This window comes from Kitasatospora sp. NPDC051170 (genome assembly GCF_044455705.1).
In the GTDB taxonomy this organism is placed as follows: Bacteria; Actinomycetota; Actinomycetes; order Streptomycetales; family Streptomycetaceae; genus Kitasatospora.
In genome coordinates this window covers 339,767-365,271 of record NZ_JBITFA010000004.1, presented here as the reverse complement: position 1 = coordinate 365,271, position 25,505 = coordinate 339,767, and the positions used below count along the sequence as shown (strand labels likewise).

Here is a 25,505-nt window from a genome sequence, read left to right as displayed (position 1 = left end):
TTGGTCCGGGTGCGTGAGCACCTCGCACCGTCCCGCGGGTGGGGGCCGGAGGCCCCGGGGGAATCCTGTCCGGATTCCCCCGGGTCGCCTCCTAATAGCCTAAGGGGTCGGAATCATCCCGAATTATCGGGCTGATCCGGAGCCGGCGAAGCCGGACTCACTCACCCTTGGACTTGGCGATGATCTCCTCGGCCACGGCCTTGGGGACCTCGGCGTACGAGTCGAACTGCATCGAGTAGCTCGCGCGACCAGAGGTCTTGCTGCGCAGGTCACCGACGTAGCCGAACATCTCGGAGAGGGGCACCAGCGCCGTGACGACGCGGGCACCGTGACGCTCGTCCATGGACCGGATCTGGCCACGGCGAGAGTTGATGTCACCGATCACGTCGCCCATGTAGTCCTCGGGCGTGGTGACCTCGACGGCCATCATCGGCTCGAGAAGGACCGGCTTGGCCTTCTTCGCGCCTTCCTTGAAGGCCATCGAACCGGCGATCTTGAACGCGAGCTCGGAGGAGTCGACGTCGTGCGCCGCACCGTCCAGCAGGCTCACGCGGACACCCTGGAGCGGGTAGCCGGCGAGGATACCGAACTCCATGGCCTCCTGGCAGCCGGCGTCGACCGACGGGATGTACTCGCGCGGAACGCGGCCACCGGTGACCTTGTTGACGAACTCGTAGCCCTCGGCCTGCTCGAGCGGCTCGATCGCGATCTGCACCTTGGCGAACTGACCGGAACCACCGGTCTGCTTCTTGTGGGTGTAGTCGATGCGCTCGACGGCCTGACGGATCGTCTCGCGGTACGCGACCTGCGGCTTGCCGACGTTGGCCTCGACCTTGAACTCACGCTTCATACGGTCGACCAGCACCTCGAGGTGCAGCTCGCCCATACCCGCGATGATGGTCTGGCCGGTCTCCTCGTCCGTGTTGACCTGGAAGGACGGGTCCTCCTCGGCGAGACGCTGGATGGCGACACCCAGCTTCTCCTGGTCACCCTTGGACTTGGGCTCGATCGCGACGCGGATGACCGGGGCCGGGAAGTCCATGGACTCCAGGATGACCGGGTTCTTCTCGTCGGACAGCGTCTCACCGGTGGTGGTCTGCTTCAGGCCCATGACGGCGACGATGTCGCCGGCGCCCACCGACTCGATCTCCTCACGCTTGTTCGCGTGCATGCGGTAGATCTTGCCGATGCGCTCCTTCTTGCCCTTCACGGCGTTCAGCACCGAGGTGCCGGACTCCAGGCGGCCGGAGTAGATCCGGACGAAGGTGAGCTTGCCCAGGTGCGGGTCGGACATGATCTTGAACGCCAGGGCGGCGAGGGGCTCCTCGTCCGACGCCTTGCGCGAGATCTTGGTCTCCGGGTCGTTGGGCTTGGTGCCCTCGATGGACTCGATGTCCAGCGGCGACGGGAGGTACTTGACGACCGCGTCGAGCAGGGGCTGAACGCCCTTGTTCTTGAAGGCGGTACCGCAGAAGATCGGGGTGAAGTCCGAGTTCAGGGTGCCCTTGCGGATCGCGACCTGCAGCAGCTCGACCGGGATCTCCTCGCCCTCGAGGGCGAGCTCCATGATCTCGTCGCTGACGTTGGACACGGTGTCGATCAGCTGCTCGCGGTACTCGTCCGCCTGCTCCTGCAGCTCGGCCGGGATGTCGACGATGTCGTACATCTCGCCCTTGGCGGCCTCGGCCGACCAGACCAGCGCCTTCATGCGGACCAGGTCGACAACGCCCTGGAAGTCCGACTCGGCACCGATCGGGAGCTGCATGACCAGCGGGGTCGCGCCGAGGCGGTCCACGATGGTCTGAACGCAGAAGAAGAAGTTCGCGCCCGTGCGGTCCAGCTTGTTGATGAAGCAGATGCGCGGGACGCCGTAACGGTCGGCCTGACGCCACACCGTCTCGGACTGGGGCTCGACACCGGCGACACCGTCGAACACGGTCACGGCACCGTCGAGGACGCGCAGCGAGCGCTCCACCTCGACGGTGAAGTCGACGTGACCCGGGGTGTCGATGATGTTGATGGTGTGGTCAGCGTCGTCGACCGTCCAGTGACAGGTCGTCGCGGCCGACGTGATCGTGATGCCGCGCTCCTGCTCCTGCTCCATCCAGTCCATGGTGGCAGCGCCATCGTGGACCTCACCGATCTTGTACGACACACCGGTGTAGAACAGGATCCGCTCGGTGGTGGTGGTCTTGCCCGCGTCGATGTGCGCCATGATCCCGATGTTGCGGACCTTGGCGAGGTCAAGGGAGGTTGCAGCCATGGTGGCTCGTTCTCTCTCTGTCTAGTGACGGGGTAGGGACTACCAGCGGTAGTGCGCGAAGGCCTTGTTGGACTCGGCCATCTTGTGGGTGTCCTCGCGACGCTTCACGGAAGCGCCCAGGCCGTTGCTGGCGTCGAGGATCTCGTTCATGAGGCGCTCGGTCATGGTCTTCTCGCGACGGGCGCGGGAGTACCCGACCATCCAGCGCAGCGCCAGGGTGCTGGCGCGGCCCGGACGGACCTCGACCGGAACCTGGTAGGTCGCGCCACCGACACGGCGGGACTTGACCTCGAGGGCCGGCTTGACGTTCTCCAGCGCACGCTTGAGCGTGACGACCGGGTCGGAACCGGTCTTCTCACGGACGCCCTCGAGGGCGCCGTAGACGATCCGCTCGGCGGTGGAACGCTTGCCGTGCAGCAGGATCTTGTTGACCAGCTGCGTGACGACCGGGGAGCCGTAGACCGGGTCGATGATGACCGGGCGCTTCGGGGCGGGGCCCTTACGAGGCATTCTTACTTCTCCTTCTTGGCGCCGTAGCGGCTGCGGGCCTGCTTGCGGTTCTTGACACCCTGGGTGTCGAGCGAACCGCGGATGATCTTGTAGCGGACACCAGGAAGGTCCTTCACACGACCACCGCGAACCAGCACGATGGAGTGCTCCTGCAGGTTGTGGCCCTCGCCCGGGATGTAAGCGGTGACCTCGATCCCGCTGGTGAGGCGCACACGGGCGACCTTGCGGAGAGCCGAGTTCGGCTTCTTCGGGGTGGTCGTGTACACACGCGTGCAGACCCCACGGCGCTGCGGGGAACCCTTCAGCGCGGGAGTCTTGTTCTTCTCGACCTTGTCCTGCCGGCCCTTTCGGACCAGCTGCTGGATCGTAGGCACCGTTTCTCCGTTTTCTGTGTGCCAAGGCTTGGTGGAACTAACCTGCGGTGATCCGGACATCTCCCTCGCACACGGCCCCGTGGTCGACCCACGCGGTCGGGTGTGTTGGGTTTTATTCCGGCACGGAATCCCATGAGCTGATGTACAGCGACGGCGCTCAACGCGCGGAGAGCTTGGAGGCGCTCCGGCTCGGCGCGGCGACCGGTGTGCATGCACGCACAAGGACCCGGGGACACCCCAGGCACAAGGTCAGAGCGTACCTAGCGCATGGGGCGCGGTCAAAACAAATGCAACGCCGCAGGTCGCGGCCCTCGGGCGGGTGTCACGGGGATGTCCCCCACGCGACGGGGCGGTGTCGGACCGCCTCTCACCCGCTCTACCACAGCCGGGTGGCGGCCGCCACCCGGGGAAGGAGCGCCTAGGCCCTGTCCGGGCGATCTTGTCGGATCAGCGCGCGGCGTCGGGCGCCCGGCTGGGCGTGCGGCCGGACCGCCCTCGTACTGGACGTACTTGGGCGGTTCGGCCGTGCGTCCAGGCGGGATGATCCGGCGTCGCGCGCCCGGCAAGATCGCCCGGACAGGGCCTAGTAGCCCGGGCTGGGGTGCGAGCCGCTGGACGCGACGGCGACGATGCCCAGCAGGATGATCAGCCCCCAGAACGCCAGGCCCAGGTAGCCGAGGATCAGCCCGGTGACCGCCGCCCAGTCCCCGTCCTGGTGCCGCTCGCGGATCTGCCCGCGGGCGATGTGGCCGGCGATCACGGCGACCGGGGCGCCGATGCCCGTCAGGGCGAACACGAAGGAGGCGATCGCCAGCCCGTTGGTGGGCCGCGGCATGTGCATCGGCATGGGCATGGGCATGGGCATCGGGGGCGGCAGGAACGTCGACGGGACGTTCTGCACCGCGGGGGCGGGGCCCGGCACCGGGCCGGAGGGCAGGTCGGCGATCAGCGCGGCCAGCTGGCCGTAGGTCTGGGCGGCGGCCGCGGCCTCGTGGCGGTGCTCGTACTCCTGGACGGAGAGCCGGCCCTCGGCGAAGGCCGCCTTCAGCACGTCCACCGTGCGGTCCCGGTCCGCGTGCCCGGCGCGCATCCCGTGCTGGCCTGCGGGCTGCTGGGAACCGGGGTCTCCCCACGATTGAACGGACATCCGCCACCTCCGGCACCGCAGTCGCGGTCGTGTGCTCGCTGAGTTTCATAGTGCAGGACGAACGGCCCGGCTGAGTAGTTGCCAATTCACCACCGCAGAAACGGACATCCCGCTTCCGCTCCTCCGTCACCCGCCGGACGGCAAGCTCCGATGTCGCTCAACTCGGACGACAACCGGTCACCCCGACGGATACGGTCACACCAGGTCAGAACCGAAGTCAACACGGTCGACACCGTCAATGCGGTCAACGAAAAAGAAGAAGAAGGCAGCCATGCAGGCGTCAGCGCCGCAGTCGTCGAACCCGCCCGGGCCGGGCACCCCGTCCGCCGTCAGCATCCAGGGCCTGTGGAAGCACTTCGGCAGCCAGGCCGCCGTGGCCGGGCTCAGCCTGGAGCTGCCCGCCGGTGCGTTCATCGGGCTGGTCGGCCCCAACGGCGCGGGCAAGACCACCACGCTGTCCATGGTCACCGGGCTGCTCCGGCCCGACCAGGGCACCGTGCTCGTCCACGGCACCGACGTCTGGGCGGACCCGGTGAGCGTCAAGGCCCGGATCGGCATCCTGCCCGAGGGCCTGCGGCTGTTCGAGCGCCTCAGCGGGCGCGAGCTCCTCCAGTACGTCGGCCGGCTGCGGGGCCTGCCCGGCGCCGAGGTGGACCGCCGGGCCGAGGAGCTGCTGACCGTCCTCGACCTCGGGCGCGACGCCGACAAGCTCGTCGCCGACTACTCCACCGGCATGCGCAAGAAGATCGGCCTGGCCGCCGCGCTGCTGCACAACCCCGACGTGCTCTTCCTCGACGAGCCCTTCGAGGGCGTCGACCCCGTCTCCGCGCAGACCATCCGCGGCGTGCTCAAGCGGTACGCGGCCGCCGGCTCCACGGTCGTCTTCTCCAGCCACGTGATGGAGCTCGTCGAGCAGCTCTGCGACTGGGTCGCCGTCGTCAACGCCGGCCGGGTCATCGCCCAGGGCCCGCTGGACGCCGTCCGCGGCGAAACCAGCCTGCACGAGGCGTTCCTCGGGCTGATCGGCGTGCGCGAGGACGACGGTCAGGCCCTCGGCTGGCTCGGGGGCGGGCAGTGACCGCGGCCCCGGGCGCGGCCGCCCCGGCCGACCGCCACCAGGTGCCGGACGGGCCGACCGTCGTCCGCGCCCTGGTCGCGCTCAAGCTGCGGCTGGTGCGCAACGGCCTGCGGCGCAGCCCCGGCCGTACCGCCGTCTTCGTCATCGGGGGCCTCGTCGGCCTGGCCTTCGCCGGGGGCATCGCCTTCGCGATGGCCATGATGAACGGGAAGTTCGACGGCTCCGGGGACACCGGGGTGATGCTGCTCGGCACGATGACCCTCGGCTGGGCCGCGCTGCCGCTGTTCCTGTTCTCCAGCGACGAGAGCGCCGACCCCACCCGGCTCACCATGCTGCCGCTGCGGCCCGGCCCGCTGCTGCGCGGCTCGCTGCTGGCCGCGCTGGTCGGGCCCGGGCCGGTGATCAACCTGGTGCTGGTGACCGGCGCGGCGCTGTCCGGCGCGAGCGGCGGCGCCTCCGCGGTGTTCGCGGTGGTCGGCGTGCCGCTCACCCTGTTCTGCCTGGTCACGCTCTCCCGCTCCGTCGCGGCCGGGAACGCCCGGATGCTCTCCAGCCGGCGCGGCAAGGACTTCGCGATCTTCGGCGGGCTCGCCTTCGCCCTGCTCGTCCAGGTCGCCAACCTCGGCTCCCAGACGATCTTCGGCCGCCCCGGCAAGGACGGGACCCTCGACCTCAGCCCGCTCGAACCGATCGCCTCGGTGCTGCGCTGGATACCGCCGATCAGCGCCACCGACGCCGGCCGCACCGCCGGCGAGGGCCGGTACGGGCTCGCGCTGCTGCAGCTCGCCGCGACCGCGGCCCTGCTCCTCCTGCTGCTGCGCTGGTGGCGCCGGAGCCTCCAGGAGCTGATGGTCACCGGCGACTCCTCCACCCTGGACGTCGCCCGCGGCGTGCAGCGGTCGCGCGGCTGGCGCTTCCTGCCCGAGGGCCGCGTCGGCGCGGTGATGCAGCGCCACCTGCGGTACGCCTGGCGGGAGCCGAGGGCCAAGGCCGCGGTGTTCACCAGCATCGGCATGACGCTGGTGATCTGCGTGATGTCCGTGGTCCAGGGCTGGTCGAGCGTCTACCTGCTCGCGATGACCGGGGTGTTCCTCGGGCTCCAGATGCTCAACCTGTTCGGCATGGACGGCTCCGCGTTCTGGATCGTCGCCAGCACCCTGCGGACCCCGGCCGACGCCCGGGACGAGCTGCGCGGCCGCGCGTACGCGGTGCTCTCGTACGCCGTGCCGGTCGTCCTGGTGCTCGGGCTGGTCCTGGCCGCCGTGACCGGCGACTGGGCGGGCCTGCCCTCCGCGATCGGGCTGGCGCTGTGCCTGCTCGGCTGCGGAGTCGCCCTGGGCGCGGTGTTCAGCGTGCTGGCGCCGTACGCGATGCCGGCCGACAGCAGCCCGATGCGCAACGCCGCGCCGGGGCAGAGCGGGCTGGTCCTGCTCAACCAGTTCGGCTCGATGCTCGGCGTCGGCGTGCTGGCGCTGCCCGGCATCGCCTACCTGGGCATCGCCCTCGGCACCGACGCCCCGACCTGGCCCCTGCTCCTGGCCGGGCCCCTCTACGGCGCGCTCATCGCCACCCTCGGCATCCGCTTCGCCGCCACCCGGCTGCTGCTGCGCACCCCGGAGATCCTCGCCCGCGCCATCGAGCGCTGACACCCGCCCCACGGAACGCCCGGCCCCCTCGGTGGGGCCGGGCGTTCCGGCGTCCCCGTCGGCTCCCCGGCCGCTCCGGCATCATGGAACGGGTCGTCGAGGAGAGCTGAGGCAGGTCGTGAGCAGGCGGGCGGAGCAGGACGAGGGCGCCGGGGCGCTGCTGGACACGGCCGTGCGGGCGGTGCTGACGGCGCCCGACGAGATGCTGGACGTGGCGCTGGACACCGGGGCCTCCTCGCTGGCGGCCTCGGCCGACCGGTGGCCGGAGGTCGCCCGGGCGCTGCTCGGCTTCGCGGACACCGCCGTGGGCCGCTGCTGGTCGGCCGGATGGCGCCCGGCGGACGTGGTGCGGGTGGTGCGGCGGGACCTCAAGCCCGTCCACCTGGCCCTGGCCGTGGACCTGATCGCCGCCGAGGGCCGCCGCCACAGCGCCGCGGGCCTGGACCGGCGCTGGCAGGAGCAGCTGCGCGAGCTGGCCGTCGAGGTGTGGTGGTCCGAGGACGGGGAGTACCTGGCCGCCTTCGCCCTGCGGCACCGGCTGGACCGCTTCGCGCTGGCCACCGCCGCCCTGGAGCTGCTGCGGACCTGGGGCCGGCTGCCTCCGATCGCCCCGGTCGGTCCGGCGCCGGGGCAGGCTTCCGGGACGCGGCGCGCGTCCGAGCCCGTGACGGGCGAGCCCCGGATGCTGGCCCGCATCCGGGCGCTGCTGGCGAAGGCCGAGTCCACCGAGTTCCCGGAGGAGGCCGAGGCGCTGACCGCGAAGGCGCAGCAGCTCATGGCCCAGCACAGCATCGACGACGCGCTGCTCGCGGCCGCCGGTGCGGGCGCCGACCGGGACGCCCCGGCGGCGGTGCGCATCGGGGTGGACAACCCGTACGAGGGCCCCAAGACGATGCTGCTGGACGCCGTCGCGGCGGCGAACCGCTGCCGGGTGGTGTGGGCGAAGGAGTTCGGCTTCTGCACCGTGATCGGCTTCGACGGGGACCTGGACGGCGTCGAACTGCTCTACACCTCGCTGCTGGTGCAGGCCACCCACGCGCTCAACAAGGCGGGCTCGCGCAAGGATTCGCGCAGCAAGGCGTTCCGCCAGTCCTTCCTGGTCGCGTACGCGGCCCGCATCCGCGAGCGGCTGACCGCCGCGACCGAGCGGGCGACGCGCGCGGCGGCGGCCGGGCGGCACCTGCGCGAGGACGGCACCGAGGAGCAGCTGCTGCCGGACGAGCGGCTGCTGCCCGCGCTGGCGGCCCGCTCGGAGGCGGTGGACGAGCAGGTCGACCGGATGTTCCCGAAGCTGGTCTCGCAGCGGGTGCGGGTGAGCGACGGCGGGGGCTGGGCGGCCGGACGGGCGGCGGCGGACCGGGCGGCCCTGCACGGGCGCGCCGGGCAGATCAGGCGCTGAACCTGGTAGAACGTACACCGCCGCGAACGAAGGGGGATTCGACGTGACGGACCTGACGGCGGAGTCGGCCTATCCGGATTCAGCCCATCCGGATTCAGGCCACCGGGACAGGGTGCGCGGGGCGCTGCTCGGCGGCGCGATCGGCGATGCCCTGGGCTGGCCGGTGGAGTTCCTCCAACTGCACCAGATCCAGGAGAAGTTCGGGCCGGACGGGGTCCGGGAGCTGCCCGCCGGGCCTGGCCCGGTCGAGGTCACCGACGACACCCAGATGACGCTGTTCACCGCCGAGGGCCTGATCCGCGGCTTCGTCCGCGGCTGGTCGGGCGGCGGCGGCTCGGTGCCGGAGGCCGTCCACGGCGCCTACCGGCGCTGGCTGCGGACGCAGTACCAGCCGCAGCCGGACGCCGAGCCGCAGCAACGCCCGTACGACGGCTGGCTGCTGCGCCAGCCGTTCCTGTACGCGCGCCGGGCGCCGGGCAACGCCTGCCTGAGCGGGGTGTCCGAGCATCCGGAGTTCGAGGCGCCGGCGGCGATCGGGCGGCCCGGGCCGATCAACCCGGGCTCCAAGGGCTGCGGCACGGTGATGCGTTCGGCGCCGTTCGGGCTGGCCCGGCTGGGTGTGGAGCAGTCCTTCGGGCTGGCCGTGCAGTGCGCCCAGCTGACCCACGGGCACCCCACCGGGTACCTGGCGGCGGGGGCCTTCGCGGCGCTGGTCGAGCGGCTGGCGCAGGGTGTGGAGCCGTGGGCGGCGGTGGGCGGGACGGTGGAGCAGATCCGGGAGCTGCCCGCCTCCAAGGAGACGGTGCAGGCCCTGGCCCGGGCGGTGCGGATCGCCCAGGAGTCGGAGCCCTCGGCGGAGGCGGTGGAGCGGGTCGGGCTCGGCTGGGTCGCCGAGGAGTGCCTGGCGATGGCGGTGTACGCGCTGCTGGCGGCCACCCTGGACCCGGACCCGGTGCGCACCGCGCTGCGGCTGTCGGTCAACCACTCGGGGGACAGCGACTCGGTCGGGGCCGTCTGCGGCAACCTGGTCGGGGCCGCGTACGGCGCCTCGGCGCTGCCCGAGGAGTGGGTCGGGGCGATCGAGGGCCGGGCCGAGCTGCTGACGGTCGCGGACGACCTGCTGGTGCTGTTCGGCAGCCGCGACCCGAACCACCCGGCGCTGGGCGGGCGTTATCCGGCCTGGTAGCGGGCGGCCTGGTAGCGGCGGCCTGCCTACTTGGCGGCCTGCGGGTCGGTGACCTGGCCGAGGAACAGCGGCCGCCCGCCGGAGGCGTCCCGGATCAGGAACAGGAACGGCCGGTCGATGTGCAGCTCGGCGCGCTGCTGCGGTGCGGGCGCGCCCGCGGCCTTGATCCCGACGCCGCTGCCGGCGGCCGCGACCGTGCCGTCCTCGTCGACCTGGACGGTGGCCTTCTGCACCACCGTGCCGACGGCGAGCGGCTCCTTGGCGATGCCGTGCAGGTCCGCGTCGTCGAAGGCCGCCTTCACCCCGAGCGCCCGCAGCGCCGGGGTGAGCTCGTTGGCGGTGTCGAAGTGGAAGCGCGGCAACTGCAGGTCGACGGACCGCTCGGTGAGGGCGCCGAGGATGCGGTCGAGCTGCGGCTGGTCCAGCCCCTTGGTGAAGGCCGCGAAGCCGCCCTGGGCGGGGACGATCAGGTCCATCACCAGGGTGCTGTCCGCGTAGGGCAGTTCGACGGCCTGCCAGGGCTCGCCGACGATGCCGCCGGAGCCGTCCGCGTACCTGAGGGTGTCCAGGCGGCTCATGGTCGGGACGGAGGGGCCGGTGCCGTCGAGCTTGTGGAAGGTGCGGTCGGCGGTGGCCTGGGGCTTGAACGGGGACGCCCACTTCGCGTCGAGGTAGAGGGCGTCGGTGAGGACGAGCCTGGTGGTGTCGGTGATCTGCTGGTCGTTGAAGAGCTCCTTGATCCGCCCCTCGGTGGCCTTCTCGACGGCCGCGTTGATCTGCTTGCGGCCGTCCTGCGGGTTCTTGCGGAAGTCGACGGTGTGCACGCCGGTGTCGAAGGCAGTGGCGAGGGTCGTCAGGTAGTCGGGTTCGACGGCCAGGTCCTTCTGCATCCACAGGTCGTCGCTCTGGCGCAGGAGGGTCTTGCCGGTCTTCGCGACGGGGGCGTTGAGCGCGCCGGTGGCCAGGGCGTACTGCTTGGGGTCGAGGTCGGTGTGCAGGGCCTTGGCGAGTTCCTCGGCGGTCGCGCCGCGGGCGCCGGGGAGCAGCATGGCGAGGGCGGTGGCCAGGCCGGACGGCGAGATGACGATGTTGCGCCCGCTGCCCGCGGGGTCGGCGGCGAGGGTGTGCAGGAGGTCGAGGCCGAAGGCGTCGGTGGCCTTGGCGACGGCCTCCTTCCGGGCCGGGTCGACGGCCGGCCGGTCCTTGGGCGCGGAGACGCGCACCACCGGGGGTGCGGCGGCTCCGGTGCTGCCGCAGCCGGTGAGCAGCGGCGCGGCGAGGGCGGCGGCCAGGAGCAGGGCCGCCGGGCGGCGGCGGGCCGCGCTGCGTACGGAGGTGCTGCTGTTCGTCATGGCCCTTCGACGTGACGGATGCCCAGGAGGTTCCCCCGCCGCCGAGCTGTGCCATGATCAGCTGCCGCAGGACCGGCCCCGGGGGAGGGATCATGAGCAGAATCGACTGCCCGCAGTGCGGGACGCTTGATCAGGTGAGCAGCGTTCCGAGCGTCTACGAGTCACAGACCAGCACCTACTCGGGGCAGAGCACGGGCTTCAGCTCCGGGGTCGGGTACGCGCGCGGGGTGGGTCCCGTCTCGACCTTCGGCAGGTCGACCGTCTACACCTCCGGCTCCACCAGCAGCCGGCTGGCGGACCAGATCGCCCCGCCGCCGGTGCCGCGGCTGGCGAGACCCGGCGGAGGGTGCGGGCTCGCCATTCTGGTCGCGTTCGTCCTGGGGGCCGCGGTGATCGTGCTGCCGGCGCTGCTGACGTCCAACGAGCCCGATGCCCTCCGCAGCTCGCTGCTGGTCTTCGGCCTCCTGGGCGGCCCGTTCCTCATCGCGACCGTGGCCCTGACCCTCAAGCGCGCCAAGGAGCGGCGTCGCCTCCGCCGGGAGTTCCAGGAGTACTCGGTGGTCCAGCCGTCGCTGGCCACGGCCTGGAGCGCCACCTACCTGTGCCGGCGCTGCCATGTCGCTTTCCTGCCCGAGGGCGCGCTCGGGCTCGGCGGCTCGGCGATGGCACCGGTGCCGGCGTTCCGCACGCTGGTCGAGACCGTGGCACGCCGCCTGCGCGGCGAGGCCTGACGGGTCAGTCCCAGAGCGCCCCGAACGCGAGCAACTCGTCCCGGTGCTCGATGCGCTCCACCCACTCCTTCGGCCAGACCGACTCCCCGTGGTGGGCGCCCGCGAAGGCGCCGGTGAGGCAGGCCAGGGAGTCGGAGTCGCCGCTGGAGTAGGCGGCCCGGCGGACGGCGGCCACCGGGTCGTCGGGCAGCAGCAGGAAGCAGAGCAGGCCCGTGGCGAACGCCTCCTCGGCGATCCAGCCCTCGCCGGTGGCCAGGCAGGGGTCGGCCTCGACGTCGGGCGCGGCGAGGGCGGCGTCCAGGCGGTCGAGGACGCCGAGGCACTCCGCCCAGCCGCGTTCGACGGCCGCCTGCGGGGAGGGGTCCTGCCAGTGCGCGGCGAGGTCGCCGAGCCAGAACTCGTCGTACCGGTGCCGGCTCGCCAGCGCGTAGGAGCGCAGCACGGCGGGCAGCGCCGCCGGGGCGACCCCCTCGGCGAGCCGGCGGACGGCGTACGCGGTGAGGTCACTGGCGGCGAGCGCGGTGGGGTGGCCGTGGGTGAGCGCGGACTGCAGCTGGGCGGCGCCGGAGAGCTGGCGGGCGTCCAGGTCGCGGACCAGCCCGATCGGGGCGACGCGCATGTTGGCGCCGCAGCCCTTGGAGTTGGCGTCGCTGGCGTCCTGCCAGCGCTTCTCGGGGACGCTGAGCCGCCAGCAGGAACGCATGCAGGTCATGCCGGGGGCGCGGTTGTTCTCCGGGGAGCGCCACCACTCGACGAACTCCTCGCGGACGGGCCGCTCCAGCCGCAGCGGGGTCAGCGGACCGCGCTCCAGGGCGGTGCGCAGGCCCCGGGCGAGGGCGAGGGTCATCTGGGTGTCGTCGGTGACCAACGCCGGTCTGGGCAGCGGGAGTTGACGCCAGTCCGGACAGTTCCAGGCGATCTCCTCGACCTCCTGGAACTCGGTGTGCTTGCCCAGCGCGTCCCCGATCGCCAGCCCCAGCAGTGCCCCCGTCGCCTTGCCCACGGCCGTCCCCCCTCTTCCGCTACAGCTCGACCAGCAGTTCCTTGAGCCCCCGGATCACGTACCCGGGGTTCCACTCGGGCTCGCGGACGAGCCGCAGCCCCGGGGCCCGGCGCAGCAGCGTGCCGTAGGACTCGGTGAGTTCCAGTCTCGCAAGCGGCGCGCCCAGGCAGAAGTGGATTCCCGCGCCGAAGGTGACGTGCGGGTTGTCGGCGCGGCCGAGGTCGAGCCGGTCGGGGTCGGCGAAGCGCTGCGGGTCGCGGTTGGCGGAGCCGAAGAGCAGGGCGATCTCGGCGCCGCGCGGCACGGTGACGCCGCCGATCTCGACGTCCTCCAGCACCCACCGCTCGAACATCTGCAGCGGGGTGTCCCAGCGCATCAGTTCCTCGACGGCGGTGGGCAGCAGTTCGTCGACGGAGGCGCGCAGCCGGGCCAGCTCGGCGGGGTTGCGGAACAGGGCCCACCAGCCGTTGCCGGTGGTGTTGACGGTCGCCTCGTGGCCGGCGTTGAGCAGCAGCACGCAGGTGGAGACCATCTCCTGCTCGCTGAGCGCGTCGGAGCCCTCCTGGGCCTGGATCAGCGCGCTGATCAGGTCCTCGCCGGGCGCGGCACGGCGCTCGCGGATCAGGGCCCTCAGGTAGTCGGAGAACTCGATGCTGGCGGTGACGGCCCGGCGGGCGGTCTCCTCGCTGGGGTTGAGCTCGAACATCCCGGTGATGTCGGCGGACCAGGGCCGCAGCAGGTGCCGGTCGGCCTCCGGGACACCGAGCATCTCGGCGATCACGGCGACGGGCAGCGGCTCGGCGACGGCGGCGATGAGGTCGCCGCCGCCGTCCGCGACCAGGGCGTCGACCAGCTCGCCCGCCAGGCGCCGTACGGTCGGCCGCAGGCCCTCGACCATGCGCGGGGTGAACGCCTTGGAGACCAGCCGGCGGATGCGGGTGTGGTCGGGGGCCTCCAGGTCGAGCAGCCCGTGGTCGTTGAGGGTGTGGAACGGCTCGTGCGCCGGGTCGGGCGCGGGCCGGCCGAACTCCTCGTGGCTGAACCGGTGGGTGTAGGTGCGCCCGAGGCGGCGGTCGCGCAGCAGCGCGCTGACGTCCGCGTGGCGCGGGACGAGCCACTGGTTCGTCGGCTCGAAGTACGTCACCGGCGCGGCGGCGCGCAGGTCGTCGTACGCGTCGTACGGGTGGGCCACGAACTCCGCCGACCAGGGGTCGAACTTCGCCGTCGTCATCGCTCGATCACTCCAGGCCGTGAGGGGGTAGCCGGAAGGATCATCGTACGCAGACGGTACGTCCGTCCTTGAGCCCCTTTCCGGTTCAGGCCCCTTCCATGACCAGCCGCCGCACCAGGGCGGGCAGCGCGGTGGAGATCGGCTCCCGGATGACCTCGCTCGCGGCCACGTCGTACGGGGTCTCCTCGGCGTTGACGATGATCAGCTTCGCGCCCGTCCGCACCGCGTTGTACGGCAGCCCGGCCACCGGGAACACCTGGAGGCTGGTGCCGATCGCGATGAACACGTCGCAGGCCCGGGCGATGTCGTCGGCCTTCCCGAGCACCTCCGGGTCGAGGTTCTCGCCGAACATCACGATCCGCGGCTTGAGGACCCCGCCGCACGCGCGGCAGTCCGGGTCCTCCTCCCCCGCCTCGACCCGCTCCAGCGCCTCGGCCATCTCCCCGACCACCTTGCAGCGCAGGCACTGCGTCTGCCGGGTGTTGCCGTGCAGTTCGAGCACCTTGCGCTCGGACGAACCGGCCTTCTGGTGCAGCCCGTCGATGTTCTGGGTGAGCACCCGCAGCGGCAGCCCGGAGCGCTCCAGGTCCACCAGAGCCCGGTGCCCCGCGTTCGGCTCGGCGCCCAGGGCGCCGATCTCCAGGCGCATCCGCCAGGCGCGCCTGCGCACCTCGGGGTCGTCCCGGTACGGGCCGATGGTGACGAGTTCCTCGGCGCCCGGGTCCTTGCGCCAAACCCCTTGCGGGCCACGGTAGTCGGGGATGCCTGAGTCGGTGGAGATGCCCGCGCCGGTGAGCACGGCGATCAGCGGGCGCTTCGCGTTCATACCCGGGACCGTACGGCCTCCACGGCTGCGGCGGCCACCGGAAATCCGGGTGCGCGACCGTCAACTCCCGCAGCACACTGGCCCGGTCACTCGACGAAGAATTCCGGAGGAACCCCCTTGCAGGGTGCAGTCAGCGTCTCGCCCGCCCAGATCCCCGAGCTGCTGCTCGGTCTCGCCACCGTCCGCCCCGTGTTCCTCTGGGGCGCGCCCGGTATCGGCAAGTCCTCCCTGGTCAGGGCGTTCGCCGAGTCGCTCGGCCTGGAGTGCGTGAGCCTGGTCGGCACCCAGCTCGCCCCGGAGGACCTGATCGGCGTCCCGCAGCTCACCCCCGAGGGCCGCTCGCGGTTCTGCCCGCCCGAGCAGATCGCCCGCGACGAGCCGTACTGCCTGTTCCTGGACGAGCTCAACGCGGCCTCGCCCGACGTCCAGAAGGCGTTCTACTCGCTGATCCTGGACCGCCGGATCGGCTCCTACGAGCTGCCGCCCGGCTCGATCGTGATCGGCGCGGGGAACCGCGCCACCGACGGCGCGCTCGCCCGTCCGATGGCCTCCGCCCTGGTCAACCGCCTGGTCCACGTCCACCTGCGGGCCAGCGCCCGGGACTGGCTGCTGTGGGCGGCCGGGGCCGGCATCCACCCGTGGATCGTCGACCACCTCACCGACCGGCCCGACCACCTGTGGTCCGCCCCGCCGAAGTCCGAGGAGCCGTTCTCCACCCCGCGCGCCTGGCACATGCTCTCCGACGCGCTGCACTCCTTCGGGCCCACCGTGGACGAGGCCACCCTCAAGGTGGTCGCCCACGGCCTGCTCTCCCCCCACCACGCGGTGGCCTTCTGCGGCTACGCGAAGATCGTCCGCAACTCCTACGGGCTGGAGGCGATCCTCAAGGGCGACGCCCGCTGGCCGCACCGGCTGGAGGACCGCGACCTGCTCTACTACCTGGCCGACGCCTTCCGCGGCCGGCTCGTCAAGGAGCTGCCCGCCCGCAAGGAGCACGCCTCCGGGGCGCAGCGGCAGACGGCCTTCCGGGCCAAGTCGCTGCTGGTGCAGCTGGCCGAGATCTCGGTCGAGGTGGCCCAGACGGTGATCGCGGACGGCGCGGACGGGAACCCGGTGCTGCCGGCCTGGTTCCTGATCGAGGCCGCCCGGGACATGCCCCGGCTGGTCGAGGCCCGCCGGTGAAACGCCCCGCGAAGAAGCAGAACAGCCAGAACAGCCAGAACAGCAAGGACGCGCCCGCCAAGGACCACACGCTCGAAGCCTTCACCGACGGCGTCCGGCTGCTGCTCGGCAACCCGGCGCTGGCCGCGCTGAAGGCCACCTACTGCCGGGAGCGGGACTGCGCCCACTACCCGCCCGACGGCTGGGTGACCATCAGCTCCAGCGGCACCCTGCACGTCAACCCCCACCGCCGCGCCGAACCCGAGGAGTGGGCCTGGGCCCTGGCGCACTGCCTGCTGCACCTGGGCTTCGGGCACGTCCCGGCCGCCCGGGGCACCCGCACCCAGCCGGACGCCGCACTGGCCGCCGCCCGCTGCGCGGTGGTCAACCGCTTCCTCGCCACCTTCAAGGTCGGCCGCTCTCCCGTCCCGCTCCCCCAGAACTTCCCCGGCGGGGACGAGGAGGAGCTGGCCGACCGCTGGCGCCGCGACGGGCTGCCGCCCGCCGAGGAGGCCGGGACGGCCGGCACCGCGGGCGCCGGCGCCTGCGACCAGCTGCTGGTCGAGTGGCGCGACCAGGCCCACCCCCCGGACGACTGGGAGACGATCTTCGCCGCGGCGCTCACCCGCGCCATGTCCGTCGCCATGGACCAGGCCGGCGGCCGGGTCGACGAGGCCGGTGTGCGCCTGCCCGAACGGCCGTGGACCAGGGCGCTCAACTGGTTCGTCTCCAGCTACCCGCTGCTCGGCGGGATCGCGGCCGGCCTCACCGTCGTCGCCGACGCCGAACTCGCCCGCACGTACGACATCTCGGTGGCCGCGGTCGACGCCTCCGCCGGCGAGATCTACGTCAACCCGCTGCGCCGCCACACCGACGAGGAGTGGCGCTTCATCCTCGGCCACGAGATGCTGCACGCCGCCCTGCGCCACGGCGAGCGCCGGGGCGGGCGCGACCCGTTCCTGTTCAACGTGGCCGCGGACTACGTCATCAACGGCTGGCTGCTGGAGATGGGCGTGGGCGACATGCCCGACGGCCTGCTGCACGACCCGCAGCTGAAGGGCATGTCCGCCGAGGAGGTGTACGACTTCATCGTCCGCGACCAGCGCCGCATCCGCCGGCTCGCCACCCTGGCCGGCAAGAACCGCCCGGACGTCCTGGACGCCCCGCTCGACCGGGGCCCGCGCGACTTCGTCGACCTCGACGACTTCTACCGGCGCGGCCTCCAGCAGGGCTTCGAGCTGCACGGGCGCGAACGCGGCCTGCTCCCGGCCGGGCTGGTCGAGGAGATCAGGGCGCTCGCCCACCCGCCGCTGACCTGGGACGCCAAACTGGCGCGCTGGTTCGACGAGTTCGTGCCGAGCCCGCAGCCCGTCCGCAGCTACTCCCGCCCCGCCCGCCGGCAGTCCGCCACCCCGGACATCCCCCGGGCCGGGCGCCACCACCCCGAGGAGGAGGTGCCGCGCTGCACCTTCGGGGTGGTGCTGGACACCTCCGGCTCGATGGACCGCACGCTGCTCGGCAAGGCGCTGGGCGCGATCGCCTCCTACGCCGCCGCGCGGGACGTCCCCGCCGCCCGGGTGGTGCACTGCGACGCCGCCCCGCACGACGTCGGGTACGTCGCGGTCGAGGAGATCGCCGGGCGGGTCAGGGTGCACGGCCGCGGCGGCACCGTGCTCCAGCCGGGCGTCGACCTGCTGGAGCGGGCCGAGGACTTCCCGCCCGGGGCGCCCGTCCTGATCATCACCGACGGCGCCTGCGACGTGCTGCGGGTGCGGCGCGAGCACGCCTACCTGGTGCCGCGCGGGGCCGGGCTGCCGTTCACCCCGCGCGGGCCGGTCTTCCGGGTGAGCTGACGTTCAGGCCCGAGGTTCAGGCCCCGACGTTCAGGCCCGAGGTCAGGCCAGCGCCGCGGCCGGCCGGGTACCGAAGCCCGCCAGCGGGGCCAGGGCGGCGAGGTAGCAGACGGCGGCCACCGGGATGAAGGCCAGGTCGGCCGCCGTGGCCACCGTCCCGACCAGCATCAGCACCGGGCTCCACCAGCGCAGCGCCCGCCCCGCGCCCACCGAGGCCGCGACCAGCATCGCCAGCAGGCCGACGTAGAACAGCAGCGGGCCGACCTGGTACACGGCCGCCGAGACCCCCGGAACGGCCTGGACGTCCTCGAACATCCGCGACTGGTCCGCCTTGTCCGCCGCCGCCAGGCCGACCACCAGGTCGATCCCGATCTGCACCAGCGAGCAGGCCAGCCCCGCGAACGCCGTCCACAGCGCGGCGTTGGCCGCCAGCCGCCCGACCGCCGTACCGCGCGGGGCGAGCACCCGGCGCAGGGCCAGGAGGATCGGGACGAACAGCACCAGGCCCGCGAACATCGCGGTGTGCCCGGCCGTCCAGCCCGGGCCCGGCTGCCGGGAGCCGGGCACCAGGCGGACGGCGCCGTACAGGGCCATCAGGCCGGTGGCGCCGACGACGGCGTACGCGGTGCGACGGGAGTGGGGATCCACAGTCATTTCAAGCCCTCCGTTGGGTGTCCGTCGGTCCGTTCCGACACCACAGAGCTTCTCCGCCGAGGCCCTCGTCACGGATCGCCCGCACCGGCGAACCTCCCGCCTCCCCCGCACGACGGAGGGGCTCAGCCCTCCCCCGCGACGACCGCCCCGGCCTCGTACGCGAACACCACCGCGTGCACCCGGTCGCGCAGCCCCAGCTTGCTGAGCACATTGCTGACGTGGGTCTTCACGGTGTGCTCGCTGACCACCAGCTCCGCGGCGATCTCCGCGTTGGACAGCCCGCGCGCGAGCAGCCGCAGCGTCTCGTGCTCGCGCAGGGTGAGCTGCTCCAGCAGCTTGGACGGCGGGCGCACCGCCCGGTCCGGCGTGCCCGGGCGGCGCGCGGCGAACTCGCCGATCAGCCGCTTGGTCACGGACGGCGCGAGCAGCGCCTCCCCCGAGGCGACCATCCGCACCCCGTGCGCGAGGTCGTCCCGCCGGACGTCCTTGAGCAGGAAGCCGCTCGCGCCCGCGTACAGCGCGTCGAAGACGTAGTCGTCGATGTCGAAGGTGGTCAGCATGATCACCTTGGTGGCGGGGAACTCCGCGCACACCCGGCGGGCCGCCTCCAGCCCGTCCATCACCGGCATCCGGACGTCCAGCAGCAGCACGTCCGGGGTGTGGACGCGCACCGCCTCCACCGCCTCGGCGCCGTCGCACGCCTCCGCCACGACCTCGATGTCCGGCTGGGCGTCCAGGATCATCCCGAACCCGGCCCGCACCAGCTCCTGGTCGTCCGCGACGACCACCCGAATCGGCGTCATCCGCCCACCTTCTCCCTCACCACCCCGGCCCCCAGCGGCAGCCGGGCGCTCACCACGAAACCCTTGCCCCGCGGCCCCGGACCGGCCTCGGCCCGCCCGCCGCAGGCCGCCGCCCGCTCCCGGATGCCGACCAGCCCCCGGCCGCCGGACCAGCCGGCCACCGTACGGTCGGCGGCCATCGGCACACCGCGCCCGTTGTCGGAGACCACGAGCTCCAGCACCTCGCCGACGCACCGGACCCTGATCGCGGCCCGGTCCGCCCCGGAGTGCTTGACGGTGTTGGTCAGCGCCTCCTGGACGATCCGGTACGCCGCCGCCTCCACGTCGGCCGTCAATCCGGCCGGCGCCTCGGCGAGTTCGAGGTCCACGCTCAGCCCGGCGCCGCGCACCCGCTCCGCCACGTCGGCGAGTTCGGCCAGCCGGGGCTGCGGCGCCAGCGCCTGACCCGCCCCCTCCTCCTTCAACACGCCCAGCACCCGCCGCAGTTGGACCATGGCGTCGCGGCCCGCGTCGGCGATCGTATCGAAGGCGCGCACCGCCCGGTCCGGATCGCTGTGCACCACCACCGGCCCGGCCTCGGCCTGGATCACCATCAGCGAGACGGCGTGCGCGAGGATGTCGTGCATCTCCCGGGCGATCCTGGAACGCTCCTCGGCCACCGCGCGGGCCGCCTCGCTGGCCGCCCGGTCCCCGGCCTCCCGCGCCCGCTCGGCCTGGACGGCCGCCAGCTCCCGCTGGGCGCGCACCAGCACGCCGAAGACGAAGCTGCCCCCGGAGACGAGCACGCTGAACAGCGCACCGTCCGGCGAGTTCGTGCCGAACACGTTGGCGACCACCACCACCGCCAGCACCGGCCAGCGCTGCCGGTCCGGGAAGCGGTCCGCGACCGTGTACATCCCGATCACCACGTACAGCGGCACCTGCGGATTCGCCGAGTGCGCGACCCCCGACATCACCAGCGAGGGCAGGCTGCACAGCACCAGCCCCCACAGTCCCAGCCTGCGCCGCCAGGGCAGGAACGCCGCGGTCGACACCGCCAGCAGGTACACCCACCACGGCCAGTGCCTGTCGTCGTTGTAGACCGACCAGACCGACACCGCGGCCGAACAGACCGCCAGGAACGTGTCCAGCCGGTACGGGCTCAGCCCACTCGTCCGCACCCGCCAGCGCGCAACGCGCTCCACCCCCGTACCTCCCCCGTAGCCGGGGACGCCGTCCCCGCGGAGAAGATCATGCCCTACCGGCAGATCCTCCGGTACGCCCCGGGCGGCCACCGCCCCGCCCGGCACCTCGCGGTCGGACACCCGCTCGAACACCCGCTCGGACGCCTCCCGCTCGGACGCCTCCCGCTCAGACGGCACCGACGCTCACCCCACCGGTCTCCGCCCGCGCCGTCAGCCGGTGCGCCGCACCCGCCTGCGAGGGGATGCCCACCGCCGTCCCGCCGACCTTGGCCCTCGCGTCCACCGCGTACGCCTCCCCGGCCGGCACCTTCAGCTGCACCCCGCCGTTGCCGACCGTCGCCTCCACCTCGGCCGGCGCCGCCGTGAACTCGGCCTTCACCCCGCCGTTGTCGGCGTGCATCCGGACCTTCGGCCCGGTCAGTCCGGTCGCCTCCACCCCGCCGTTCTCCACCGAGGCGTCCACCTCCCCCGCCAGCCCGGACAGCCGCGCCCCACCGTTCTCGGCCTTCACCCGCACCTTCACGGAGGAGGGCACATGCACCGTGTACCCGATCCCGCAGGCCTCGCAGGAGTACCGCAGTGTGAGCACCCCATCCTTCACCTCGTGCGTGGCCGACGGCTCGCTCCCCTTCCACCGCCACTTCTCGCTCACCCGCACGGAGTCCCCTCCCCCGGCGACCACCGCCCCGCCGTTCTCCGTCTCGACGACCAGTTCCCTCACCTGCCCGGACACCCCGTACTCGACCGTCCGCTCCTCCCGGTCACTCCCGAAGGGCAGGCACCCCTGCATCCCCAGCACGACCCCCGCGGTGATCGCCACCGCACCCAACACCCGCCTCATCCCCGGCCTCCTGCTCAAAACCCCTGGTCCCGACGCCTGGAAGCCTCCTCCTCCCGCCCCCTCCCCCACATCCCTCCCCCGACCGGTTCCTCCCCCTCCCCCGTACGACGGAGGCACGACGGTGGCACGACGGAGGCACGACCGCGACGCGGCGCAGGCCTGGGGAATTCGCGGATTCACCGGCGGACGGGCCGCCCCCACGGGTAGCTTGTTTGACCGCGCTCAAGTCCTCCCGCACCCCGCCCCACCCCGCCCTACCTCACCCCGCCCCACCGCACCGAGGCCGACCCAGCGAAGGCAGAACAGGCATGGCCAACACGCCGTCCGGCGGCCCGGCTCCCGTGACCGGCCACGGCCTCGACGACCGCGTACCGTTCCTGGCCCGGCTCGACCACGCCGACCGCACCGCACTCCTCGCCCTCGGCCGCCGGCTCGACTACCCCGCGCGCTCCACCGCGCTGCGCGAGGGCGAGCCCTCCGACCACGTCCTGCTCGTCCTGCACGGCTGGCTGAAGGTCACCACCTCCGCCGCCAACGGGTACGAGGCGCTGCTCGCCCTGCGCGGACCGGGCGACATCGTCGGCGAGTCCGCCGCCCTCAGCGGCCGGCCCCGGTCGGCCACCGTCACCGCGCTGGAACAGGTCGCGGCCGCCGCCGTCGACCGGGCCGCCTTCACCGACTACCTGCACCGCACCCCCGCCGCCTCGATGCAGCTGCTGGCGCTCTCCGCCGACCGGCTGCGCGCGGCCGACCACCACCGGCTGAAGTTCGCCTCGCTCAGCGTCAGCGAACGGCTCGCCGACCTCCTGCTGGAGCTCGCCCGCACCCACGGCCGCCGCGGCCCGGACGGCATCGTCATCTCCGTCCCCCTCAGCCAGCAGGAGCTGGCCGGCTCAGTGGGCGCCTCCCGGGAGGCCGTCGCCCGGCTGCTCAAGTCCCTACGGGAGCGCGGCATCATCGCCACCAGCCGCCGCACCCTGGTCGTCGCGCGCCCGGACCTGCTCCGGAGGCCCGGTCAACTCCGTTGACCCGCACGGCGGATCCGCACCCGCGTTCTGTGCACACCGTCACAGAGCGAGCCCCTCAACGGCCCTCACGCCGAACCGCCCGCAGCGGGCAGGCTGAGGCCCGACCACCGACCGAGAGGCGACCATGACCGACCCGGTGAACCACACCATCCTGCTGCTGGACATCGAGCGGTTCGGCAGGCGGGACGACGTCGAGCAGGCGTTCATGCGCCGCATGCTCTACTCCGTCCTCCACGAGACCCTGCGCAGCGCCGGCGTCGACCCCGCCGACCAGCGGCTGGAGGACCGCGGGGACTCCGTGATGGTCCTGATCAGCCCCACCGTCCCCAAGCCCAGGCTGCTCCACGCCCTGATCCACGAGACCCCCACCCTGCTGCACGCCAACAACCGCCTCGCCGCCGACGGCGCCCGGGTACGCCTGCGGATCGTGCTCGCCTCCGGCGAGGTCGCCGTCCAGGAACTGGGCGGGGCACTCGGCGGAGCGGTCGGCTGGGACCTCAACCAGGCGTTCCGGCTGCTCGACTCGACCGCCCTGCGCGAGGCGCTGCGGCACCGGGACGGGCCCTGCGTGCTCGCCGTGTCCGACGCCCTCTACCGGGGCGTCGTCCGGCACGGCCACGGCGGGCTGCGCCCGGAGGCGTTCCACCGGGTCACCGTCCAGGGCAAGGAGGGCAGGTTCCCGGCCTGGCTGCACGGCGATCCCGGCCCGACACCGGCCGAGGCACCGACCGCCGCCCCGACCGATACACCGGCCGATCCACAAACCGAAGCACCGGCCGAAGCACCGGCCGAAGCCGCCCCGGTCACCCCCGCGGCCGCGCCCCGCACCCCCGCCACCTTCCAGTTCCTCGGCGGATCGCCGTCCTTCGGCGGCAGCCTGATCGGCGGCGACCAGCACGTCGTCTCCGGCGGCGTGGTCCACGGCGACGTCAACACCGGCAACACCGTCGGCGGTGACCGATGATCGCCGACGCCGAGCCGGAGGCCCCGCACCAGGAGGGCGACGAGCTCCAGGAGGCCCCGCCCGAGGCGCCGCAGGACGCCTTCGAGGCCGTCCAGGAGCTCCTGGAGCACGTCCCCGATTCCTTCGCCGGCCGTCACTACCTCTTCGCCGGCGGCAATCCGCGCTTCGGCGGCGACCTCGTCGGCGGGGACCACCACACCGTCTCCGGCGGCCGGGTCCACGGCGACGTCGTCACCGGCCACAAGACCACCGTCTACCAGCTCGGCTCCGCCTTCGGCACGCCGCCGCACGCCTCCGGCGAGGTCCCGGAGGAGGAACTCGGCGCGCTGGCCGAGGTCTTCCGCCCCGGCCCGGCCTTCCAGCAGGCCCTGCGACAACTGCGCGAGCAGCGGGTCCTGATCCTCACCGGCCGCGCCGACACCGGCCGCCGCTCCGCCGCCCTGATGCTCCTGCACGCGCTGGGCGCCCACCGCATCCGCAACCTCGACCCGGCCGTCTCCCCCACCGCGCTGCTCACCGGCGCCGAACGGGCCGAGGGCTACCTGCTCGCCGACTACACCACCCCCCGCACCCGCCCGCTCGGCCGCGCCGACCTCGACCGGCTCCGCGAGACCCTCGCCAAGCAGGACGGCCACCTGGTCATCACCACCACCCAGGCCAACCGCGACCTCCCCACGGTCGACTGGCTGCCGCCCGACCCGGGGCTCGTCCTCACCGCCCACCTGCGCACCCTGCTGGACGACCAGGCCCCCGTCATCGCCCGGCTGATCGCCCTGGAGCCCGTCGAGGAGTTCCTGGCCAAGTGCCCGCCGGTCCGGGAGGTCGCCGAGTTCGCCGTCAGGCTGGCCGACCACTCCCCCGAGTCCGACGCCTCGGAGCTGACCGGCTTCGGCCACGGCATCGTCCAGGAGAACGTCGACCGCTGGTTCGGCGACCCCGAACTCCACCTCCGGGACAAGGCGTTCCTGATCTCCCTGGCCGTCTTCGACCACGCCCCCTACACCCTCGCCGCGGAGAGCGCCGACAAGCTGTTCCGCCGGCTGGAGGTGATCCGCACCGCCGGCGAACCGGACGGCATCCCGCCCTTCGGCAGCTCGGTCGAGGACCGGATGACCCTCGCCCGCGCCCGACTCACCGAGGACACCGAGCAGACCCCCTGGGGCCCGGTGCCGCAGCGGATGGCCTCCTTCCTCGACCCCCGCACCTCGCCCACCCTGCTGCGCGAGGTCTGGACGAGCCACCCCTCCGCCCGCCCCGCCCTCACCGGCTGGCTCCACGCGCTGGCCACCGACTCCCGCGCCCTGGTCCGCGCCCGGGTGGCCTCCACCACCGCCCTGCTGGCCTCCGTCGACCTCTCCGCCACCATGAGCGGACTGCTCGGCCCCTGGTCCGGCGCGAAGGACTTCCGGCTCTGCCTCCAGGCCGCCAACAGCCTCGCCCTCGCGTACCACGCGGGCACCGCCGCCGTCCCGCGCATCCTGCGCGGCTGGGCCGGCGACGACAACGCCCGCCGCCGCTGGACGGCCGTCCGCTGCTACGCCCTGCTCGGGCCGCTCCTGCCCGCCCAGGCCCTGGAGGCCATCGCCCTGGGCGCCGAGCGGCTCGGCGCCGCGGAACTCGACCAGCTCGCCGCCCGGCTCCGCACCGACCGGCCGGCACCGGACCGACCGGCTCCAGAGCGACCCGACCAGCCGGGCCAGCCCGACCGGTTCCAGGCGCTCGGCCTGCTCGAAGCCACCGAACTGCTGCTGCTCTCCCACGAGGCCGAGCAGACCCTGCGCGCCCTGGTCCGCTGGCTCACCGGCCCGGCCGCCCTGCGGCAACTGGCCCTGGCCGCCTTCCTGACCGCCGCCCGGCGCACCGAGGACACCGCCGAGGGCCGGCCGCTGCTGCTCGACTGGTACGCCCGGAGCCCGCGCCCCGAACCGGGCGGCGTGGTCAGCGTCACCGTCCTGGCCGACCCCGCGCAGCCCGCGCCCGTCCGCTCCCTGCTCGTCGCCCTGTGGCGCACGGCCCTGGAGGACCGCCTCTACCGCGACGCGGCCCTGGCCGTCCTGCGCGGCTGGCTGATCGGCGCCGCCGACCAGCCCGGGACCGACGCCCGGCTCACCGAACTGTTCGACGACCTGGCCGTCACCGAGCGCGACCGCCAGCGGCTCGACCACCTCGTCCGCTCCGTCCGAACCGTCCGCCCCGGCGGTCCCGCGACCCCGGTGCTGCCCGGCCACTGATCCCGAACGCCCCGACCCGACCGCACCAGCCCCGACCACA

At 73.1% G+C, this 25,505-nt stretch carries 22 protein-coding genes; 10 read left to right on the top strand and 12 right to left on the bottom strand.

Going from position 1 to position 25,505, the window contains the following annotated elements; all coding sequences use genetic code 11:
• Positions 1-157 precede the first annotated feature (157 nt).
• From fusA to ACIBCA_RS11815, 4 genes are all read right to left on the bottom strand, one after another.
• The gene (fusA, locus tag ACIBCA_RS11830; protein WP_396282714.1) at positions 158-2,263 is read right to left on the bottom strand and encodes an elongation factor G; all 2,106 of its coding nucleotides are present in this window, start codon (positions 2,261-2,263) and stop codon (positions 158-160) included.
• A gap of 39 nt (positions 2,264-2,302) precedes the next feature.
• Positions 2,303-2,773: a 30S ribosomal protein S7 gene (rpsG, locus tag ACIBCA_RS11825; protein ID WP_030055803.1), complete on the bottom strand. Its 471-nt coding sequence runs from the start codon at positions 2,771-2,773 to the stop codon at positions 2,303-2,305.
• 2 nt (positions 2,774-2,775) lie between these two features.
• Complete coding sequence (gene rpsL, locus ACIBCA_RS11820) at positions 2,776-3,147, bottom strand: 30S ribosomal protein S12 (protein ID WP_014144289.1); 372 nt, start codon at positions 3,145-3,147, stop codon at positions 2,776-2,778.
• Positions 3,148-3,730: 583 nt separating this feature from the next.
• Positions 3,731-4,294, bottom strand: a complete 564-nt coding sequence (locus tag ACIBCA_RS11815) for a DUF1707 and DUF4190 domain-containing protein (RefSeq protein WP_396282713.1) — start codon at positions 4,292-4,294, stop codon at positions 3,731-3,733.
• Between the two features lie 271 nt (positions 4,295-4,565).
• Here ACIBCA_RS11815 and ACIBCA_RS11810 point away from each other — a divergent pair, with 271 nt between their 5' ends.
• The 4 genes from ACIBCA_RS11810 (at position 4,566) to ACIBCA_RS11795 (ending at position 9,603) form a co-directional block, all read left to right on the top strand.
• Complete coding sequence (locus tag ACIBCA_RS11810) at positions 4,566-5,372, top strand: ABC transporter ATP-binding protein (RefSeq protein WP_396282712.1); 807 nt, start codon at positions 4,566-4,568, stop codon at positions 5,370-5,372.
• Positions 5,369-7,018, top strand: coding sequence for a transporter (locus ACIBCA_RS11805; protein ID WP_396282711.1), 1,650 nt, complete (start codon positions 5,369-5,371; stop codon positions 7,016-7,018). The genes ACIBCA_RS11810 and ACIBCA_RS11805 overlap by 4 nt, the downstream gene beginning before the upstream one ends.
• Positions 7,019-7,136: 118 nt before the next feature.
• Entirely contained in the window at positions 7,137-8,417 is a 1,281-nt protein-coding gene (locus ACIBCA_RS11800) for a DUF2786 domain-containing protein (RefSeq protein WP_396282710.1), read from the top strand.
• 43 nt (positions 8,418-8,460) lie between these two features.
• A complete protein-coding gene (locus ACIBCA_RS11795) occupies positions 8,461-9,603 on the top strand; it encodes an ADP-ribosylglycohydrolase family protein (protein WP_396282709.1) in 1,143 nt (380 codons plus the stop codon).
• 26 nt (positions 9,604-9,629) lie between these two features.
• Here ACIBCA_RS11795 and ACIBCA_RS11790 read toward each other — a convergent pair whose 3' ends face one another.
• Positions 9,630-10,955 carry a serpin family protein gene (locus ACIBCA_RS11790; RefSeq protein WP_396282708.1) on the bottom strand — a complete coding sequence of 442 codons (1,326 nt, stop codon included), beginning with the start codon at positions 10,953-10,955 and terminating at the stop codon, positions 9,630-9,632.
• 92 nt (positions 10,956-11,047) lie between these two features.
• Between ACIBCA_RS11790 and ACIBCA_RS11785 the strand changes: the two genes are divergently transcribed.
• Positions 11,048-11,686 (top strand): hypothetical protein, encoded by a 639-nt coding sequence (locus ACIBCA_RS11785; RefSeq protein WP_396282707.1) that lies wholly within the window; start codon positions 11,048-11,050, stop codon positions 11,684-11,686.
• A gap of 4 nt (positions 11,687-11,690) precedes the next feature.
• On the opposite strand, the gene ACIBCA_RS11780 is transcribed toward ACIBCA_RS11785, so the two are convergent.
• From ACIBCA_RS11780 to ACIBCA_RS11770, 3 genes are all read right to left on the bottom strand, one after another.
• On the bottom strand, positions 11,691-12,689 hold the full coding sequence (locus ACIBCA_RS11780; RefSeq protein ID WP_396282706.1) for an ADP-ribosylglycohydrolase family protein: 999 nt from the start codon (positions 12,687-12,689) through the stop codon (positions 11,691-11,693).
• A 19-nt stretch (positions 12,690-12,708) separates the two neighbouring features.
• Positions 12,709-13,920, bottom strand: a complete 1,212-nt coding sequence (locus ACIBCA_RS11775) for a cytochrome P450 (protein WP_396282705.1) — start codon at positions 13,918-13,920, stop codon at positions 12,709-12,711.
• Between the two features lie 85 nt (positions 13,921-14,005).
• On the bottom strand, positions 14,006-14,746 hold the full coding sequence (locus tag ACIBCA_RS11770) for an SIR2 family NAD-dependent protein deacylase (RefSeq protein ID WP_396282704.1): 741 nt from the start codon (positions 14,744-14,746) through the stop codon (positions 14,006-14,008).
• Between the two features lie 117 nt (positions 14,747-14,863).
• On the opposite strand from ACIBCA_RS11770, the gene ACIBCA_RS11765 reads away from it, so the two are divergent.
• Positions 14,864-15,928: an ATP-binding protein gene (locus ACIBCA_RS11765; protein WP_396282703.1), complete on the top strand. Its 1,065-nt coding sequence runs from the start codon at positions 14,864-14,866 to the stop codon at positions 15,926-15,928.
• Positions 15,925-17,760, top strand: coding sequence for a hypothetical protein (locus ACIBCA_RS11760; RefSeq protein ID WP_396282702.1), 1,836 nt, complete (start codon positions 15,925-15,927; stop codon positions 17,758-17,760). Before ACIBCA_RS11765 ends, ACIBCA_RS11760 begins: the two co-directional genes overlap by 4 nt.
• Positions 17,761-17,802: 42 nt before the next feature.
• Here ACIBCA_RS11760 and ACIBCA_RS11755 read toward each other — a convergent pair whose 3' ends face one another.
• The 4 genes from ACIBCA_RS11755 to ACIBCA_RS11740 form a co-directional block, all read right to left on the bottom strand.
• Complete coding sequence (locus ACIBCA_RS11755; protein WP_396282701.1) at positions 17,803-18,414, bottom strand: hypothetical protein; 612 nt, start codon at positions 18,412-18,414, stop codon at positions 17,803-17,805.
• A gap of 122 nt (positions 18,415-18,536) precedes the next feature.
• A complete protein-coding gene (locus ACIBCA_RS11750; RefSeq protein ID WP_396282700.1) occupies positions 18,537-19,217 on the bottom strand; it encodes a response regulator in 681 nt (226 codons plus the stop codon).
• Positions 19,214-20,578 carry a sensor histidine kinase gene (locus ACIBCA_RS11745; protein WP_396282699.1) on the bottom strand — a complete coding sequence of 455 codons (1,365 nt, stop codon included), beginning with the start codon at positions 20,576-20,578 and terminating at the stop codon, positions 19,214-19,216. Before ACIBCA_RS11745 ends, ACIBCA_RS11750 begins: the two co-directional genes overlap by 4 nt.
• Positions 20,568-21,242, bottom strand: coding sequence for a hypothetical protein (locus tag ACIBCA_RS11740; RefSeq protein ID WP_396282698.1), 675 nt, complete (start codon positions 21,240-21,242; stop codon positions 20,568-20,570). The genes ACIBCA_RS11745 and ACIBCA_RS11740 overlap by 11 nt, the downstream gene beginning before the upstream one ends.
• Before the next feature lie 308 nt (positions 21,243-21,550).
• On the opposite strand from ACIBCA_RS11740, the gene ACIBCA_RS11735 reads away from it, so the two are divergent.
• The 3 genes from ACIBCA_RS11735 to ACIBCA_RS11725 all read left to right on the top strand — a co-directional run bounded on the left by ACIBCA_RS11735 (position 21,551) and on the right by ACIBCA_RS11725 (position 25,465).
• Positions 21,551-22,270 carry a Crp/Fnr family transcriptional regulator gene (locus ACIBCA_RS11735; protein WP_396282697.1) on the top strand — a complete coding sequence of 240 codons (720 nt, stop codon included), beginning with the start codon at positions 21,551-21,553 and terminating at the stop codon, positions 22,268-22,270.
• 124 nt (positions 22,271-22,394) lie between these two features.
• Positions 22,395-23,234 carry a hypothetical protein gene (locus ACIBCA_RS11730; protein ID WP_396282696.1) on the top strand — a complete coding sequence of 280 codons (840 nt, stop codon included), beginning with the start codon at positions 22,395-22,397 and terminating at the stop codon, positions 23,232-23,234.
• Positions 23,231-25,465, top strand: a complete 2,235-nt coding sequence (locus ACIBCA_RS11725) for a hypothetical protein (RefSeq protein ID WP_396282695.1) — start codon at positions 23,231-23,233, stop codon at positions 25,463-25,465. The genes ACIBCA_RS11730 and ACIBCA_RS11725 overlap by 4 nt, the downstream gene beginning before the upstream one ends.
• Positions 25,466-25,505 lie beyond the last annotated feature (40 nt).